At 62.6% G+C, this 4,034-nt stretch carries 5 protein-coding genes; all 5 read left to right on the top strand.

The window, feature by feature from the left end; all coding sequences use genetic code 11:
• Nucleotides 1–375: DUF6162 family protein (locus WBB95_RS02835; RefSeq protein WP_424486197.1), on the top strand; the 375-nt coding region annotated here is incomplete at its 5' end.
• Nucleotides 376–394: 19 nt separating this feature from the next.
• Nucleotides 395–1,315 carry a metal ABC transporter substrate-binding protein gene (locus WBB95_RS02830; RefSeq protein WP_424486196.1) on the top strand — a complete coding sequence of 307 codons (921 nt, stop codon included), beginning with the start codon at nucleotides 395–397 and terminating at the stop codon, nucleotides 1,313–1,315.
• Complete coding sequence (locus tag WBB95_RS02825; RefSeq protein WP_424486195.1) at nucleotides 1,312–2,058, top strand: metal ABC transporter ATP-binding protein; 747 nt, start codon at nucleotides 1,312–1,314, stop codon at nucleotides 2,056–2,058. Before WBB95_RS02830 ends, WBB95_RS02825 begins: the two co-directional genes overlap by 4 nt.
• On the top strand, nucleotides 2,055–2,954 hold the full coding sequence (locus WBB95_RS02820; protein WP_424486194.1) for a metal ABC transporter permease: 900 nt from the start codon (nucleotides 2,055–2,057) through the stop codon (nucleotides 2,952–2,954). The genes WBB95_RS02825 and WBB95_RS02820 overlap by 4 nt, the downstream gene beginning before the upstream one ends.
• Nucleotides 2,954–3,907 carry a metal ABC transporter solute-binding protein, Zn/Mn family gene (locus WBB95_RS02815; RefSeq protein ID WP_424486193.1) on the top strand — a complete coding sequence of 318 codons (954 nt, stop codon included), beginning with the start codon at nucleotides 2,954–2,956 and terminating at the stop codon, nucleotides 3,905–3,907. The genes WBB95_RS02820 and WBB95_RS02815 overlap by 1 nt, the downstream gene beginning before the upstream one ends.
• The last annotated feature ends 127 nt before the right edge of the window (nucleotides 3,908–4,034 follow it).

Here is a 4,034-nt window from a genome sequence, read left to right as displayed (position 1 = left end):
GGCATTTACGCCGACCTGCGGGTGACCCTGGATGAAATCCAGCTATTGCAGCAAGAGCAGGACACCCTGCCGACGCCTGCGCAATTGGCCGAAGAGGGTTTTGCGCCGTTTGCCCAGGACGCCAGTTCGGTCAGCCGTGGCGACCATCGCTGGCAGGTGCTTGAACCTTCGGCCTACCTGGGTCTGAGCCAGACCCCGAGCGCAAGCGGCTCGGTGCTGATGCGCGTGCACGGTGCCGAGCCGGACATCTGGCTCAACCGCCAAGCCCACCTCGCCGCCCCTTCCGACCTCACTGACCCGGCGCTGATCGCCGCCGGTTGGCAGCAGGTGGTCACGCAATTCGATGCCGGCGTGACCCGCCAGCACCGTCACTGAACGAGAAGACCGATTGCCCATGTCTATTTCATCTCCCCTGTTGCGTCTGTTGCTGGTTGGCCTGTTCAGCCTGATGCTCGCTCCGTTGGCAAACGCCGAGGCGGCTAAACGCCTGCGCATCGGCATTACCCTGCATCCTTATTACAGCTACGTCGCCAATATCGTGGGCGACAAAGCCGAGGTGGTACCGCTGATTCCGGCGGGCTTCAACCCGCATGCCTACGAGCCACGCGCCGAAGACATCAAGCGCATCGGCACGCTGGATGTGATCGTGCTCAACGGCGTCGGCCATGACGATTTTGCCGACCGCATGATCGCCACCAGCGAGCGCCCGGGTATCCCGGTGATCGAAGCCAACGCCAACGTACCGCTGCTCGCCGCTACCGGGAATGCCGCGCGCGGTGCGGGCAAGGTGGTCAACCCGCATACCTTCCTGTCGATCAGCGCGTCGATTGCCCAGGTCAACAACATCGCCCGCGAACTGGGCAAGCTCGACCCGGACAACGCCAAGACCTACACCCAGAACGCCCGCGCCTACGGCAAACGCCTGCGTCAGATGCGTGCCGACGCCCTGGCCAAACTCACCAACGCCCCCAACCCGGACCTGCGCGTCGCCACCGTGCACGCAGCCTACGATTACCTGCTGCGCGAATTCGGCCTCGAAGTGACGGCCGTGGTCGAGCCTGCACACGGCATCGAGCCCAGCCCGAGCCAGTTGAAAAAGACCATCGACGAGCTGCGCGCCCTGGACGTGAAAGTAATCTTCTCGGAGATGGATTTCCCGTCCACCTACGTCGAGACCATCCAGCGCGAATCCGGGGTCAAGCTATACCCGCTGTCGCATATTTCCTACGGCGAATACACCCCTGAAAAATACGAAGTGGAAATGACCGGCAATCTCAACACCGTGGTGCGGGCGATTCAGGAGTCGGGGGCATGACGGCTGCCGAACGTCTGAACCTGGCTAGCGTCGGCCCCACCCTCGATTTCGACAACGTATCGCTGACACTGGGCCGCACGGTCATTCTGGATAACGTGAGCTTTCAGGTGCAGCCCGGCAGCATCCACGCGCTGGTGGGCCCGAACGGCGGTGGCAAAAGTTCGTTGATCAAGACGCTGCTGGGGCAAACACCGCATCAGGGGCACTTGCGCCTGCACTGGCCGAGCACGGTAGGCACCGTCGGTTACGTGCCCCAGGCACTGGAGTTTGACCGGGGCCTGCCGATGACCGTCGATGATTTCATGGCTGCCATGTGCCAACGGCGTCCGGCGTTTCTCGGGTTATCCAAACACTACGCTGCGGCGATCGGCGACGCCCTGGAACGGGTCGGCATGCAGGACAAACGCAAGCGCCGCATGGGCGCCCTGTCCGGCGGCGAGCGTCAGCGTGTGCTGCTGGCCCAGGGCCTGATTCCAGCGCCGCAACTGCTGGTGCTGGATGAACCGATGTCGGCCCTCGACGAAGCGGGTATCCAGGTGTTTGAGCGCTTGTTGAATGACTGGCGCCTGGCCGGAATCACCGTGCTGTGGATCGAGCACGACCTGGAAGCCGTCGGCCGCCTGGCCGATCGCGTCACCGGCCTGAACCGCCGCGTGCTATTCGACGCCACGCCCAAAGAAGCACTGACCCCGGACCGCCTGTTGAACCTGTTTTCCACTCACCCTCGGAGCCCGGTGCAATGAGTTATGAAGCATTTCGCTTGATGGTCCAGGGCTGGGCCTCCTCCGGCTATCTGCCCGAAGCGCTGGCCTATGGGTTTGTGGTCAATGCCTTGCTTGCGGGCTTGCTGATCGGCCCGGTATTGGGCGGCCTGGGTACGCTGGTAGTGGTCAAACGCTTTGCGTTTTTCTCCGAAGCGGTCGGGCATGCCGCGCTGACCGGCGTCGCCGTGGGCATACTGTTGGGCGAACCCTACACCGGTCCGTACGGCGCGCTGTTTGGCTACTGCCTGCTGTTCGGTATCCTGCTCAACTACCTGCGCAATCGCACCGGGTTGGCGCCAGACACATTGATCGGCGTGTTCCTGTCAGTGTCTCTGGCGTTGGGCGCGAGCCTGCTGCTGATCCTGGCAGGCAAGATCAACGTGCACATCCTCGAGAACGTGCTGTTTGGCTCGGTGCTCACCGTGAACGGCAATGACCTGTTGGTGCTGGCGATTGTCGGCTCACTGGTGATGGCCCTGGCGCTGCCGCTGTACAACCGCATCATGCTCGCCAGTTTCAACCCGCAACTGGCCGCCGTGCGTGGCGTGGCGGTGAAGACCCTGGATTACCTGTTCGTCATCCTGGTGACACTGATCACCGTGGCGGCCGTCAAGGTCATCGGCGCAATCCTGGTGGGTGCGTTGTTGGTGATTCCAGCTGCTGCAGCGCGCTTGCTGAGCCAGTCGCTCAAAGGTTTTTTCTGGGTCTCGGTCGTGATCGCAACGCTCAGCACCCTGTGCGGCATTCTGCTGCCGATCATCTTCGACCTGCCCATCCCGTCCGGCGCCGCGATCATCCTGATGGCCGGTATCGCCTTCGCCTTCGCCGCCATCGCGCGCGGCACTGTGCCCAGTCTCAAAGGGAATCTTGGATAATGCGCCCTGTCTTTCGCCCATTGGCCTTGGCCATCGCTTGTTTGACCAGTACCGCCGCGCTGGCTGTCGATGGTTTCGAGCCCAAGGATTTCAAAGTCAATCAAGGCCTGGGCCATGCCGCCCTGACCCAGGCAAAAAAACCGCTCAAGGTCCTGGCTTCGCTGCCCATCACTTACGGGCTGGCCGACGTGCTGCTCAAGGGCACCAACGTGCAGCTCGAACGCGCGGCTCCGGCCAACCTGCCGGGTTCGCGGCAGGTGTCTTACTTCACCGGGCGCGGCGCGCAGGCGTTGACTACCCTGGCCCAGGACGCCGATGCCGCCATCGGCCTGCGCTCGCTGTGGGCGGATGATCCGCTGTACCCGGTGGCGCGCCGCGCCAATATCCGCATTGTTGAAGTGGATGCCGCGCGCCCGGTGGACGGTGGCTTGCCGGGCATTGCCGTGCAACCTGGCAGCACCGATGGCCTGAACAGCCAACCGTGGCAGTCGAGTAACAACCTGGGGCGAATGGCCGATGTGATGGCGGCTGACCTTAGCCGTTTGGCCCCCATAGCCAAACCGAAGATTGACGCCAACCTGGCCGCGCTCAAGCAGCGCCTGCTCAAGCTCTCTGCTGACAGCGAGGCGCGGTTGGCCAAGGCGGATAACCTGAGCGTGGTGAGCCTGAGCGATCACTTCGGGTATCTGGTCAGCAGCTTGAACCTGGAAGTGGTGAGCACCGATGCACGGCCGGATGCCGACTGGACGCCCGAGGATTTGCACAAACTCAGTGCCGCGTTGAAAGACAGCGACGTGGCGGTGGTGCTGCATCACCGTCAGCCCAGTGATGCGGTGAAAGCGGCGGTAACGGCGGGAGGGTCGCGGCTGTTGGTGTTAAATGTTGATGGGGCTGATCCGGTGGCCGAGTTGGAAAACAATGTGGGTCAGGTGGTTGGGGTGCTTGCGCCTTAGGGCTGTGGTCATGTCTGATTTGGTTTGAGTGTGGTTGAGGCTTGCTGGGGGTATATCCGTTATTTGGGGTGCGGCCGCTATGGGTTCCGCTCTTACAGCGACTCACTTTTGATAGAGCGCAAAAGTA

This window comes from Pseudomonas sp. (assembly GCF_049645325.1).
In the GTDB taxonomy this organism is placed as follows: Bacteria; Pseudomonadota; Gammaproteobacteria; order Pseudomonadales; family Pseudomonadaceae; genus Aquipseudomonas.
This window is presented reverse-complemented; position numbering and strand designations above follow the sequence as displayed.

Excerpts from the sequence above, each read along its gene's own strand:
- WBB95_RS02825 (WP_424486195.1), top strand. The coding sequence starts at position 1,312 with ATGACGGCTGCCGAACGTCTGAACCTGGCTAGCGTCGGCCCCACCCTC.
- WBB95_RS02820 (WP_424486194.1), top strand. The coding sequence starts at position 2,055 with ATGAGTTATGAAGCATTTCGCTTGATGGTCCAGGGCTGGGCCTCCTCC.
- WBB95_RS02815 (WP_424486193.1), top strand. The coding sequence starts at position 2,954 with ATGCGCCCTGTCTTTCGCCCATTGGCCTTGGCCATCGCTTGTTTGACC.
- WBB95_RS02830 (WP_424486196.1), top strand. The coding sequence starts at position 395 with ATGTCTATTTCATCTCCCCTGTTGCGTCTGTTGCTGGTTGGCCTGTTC.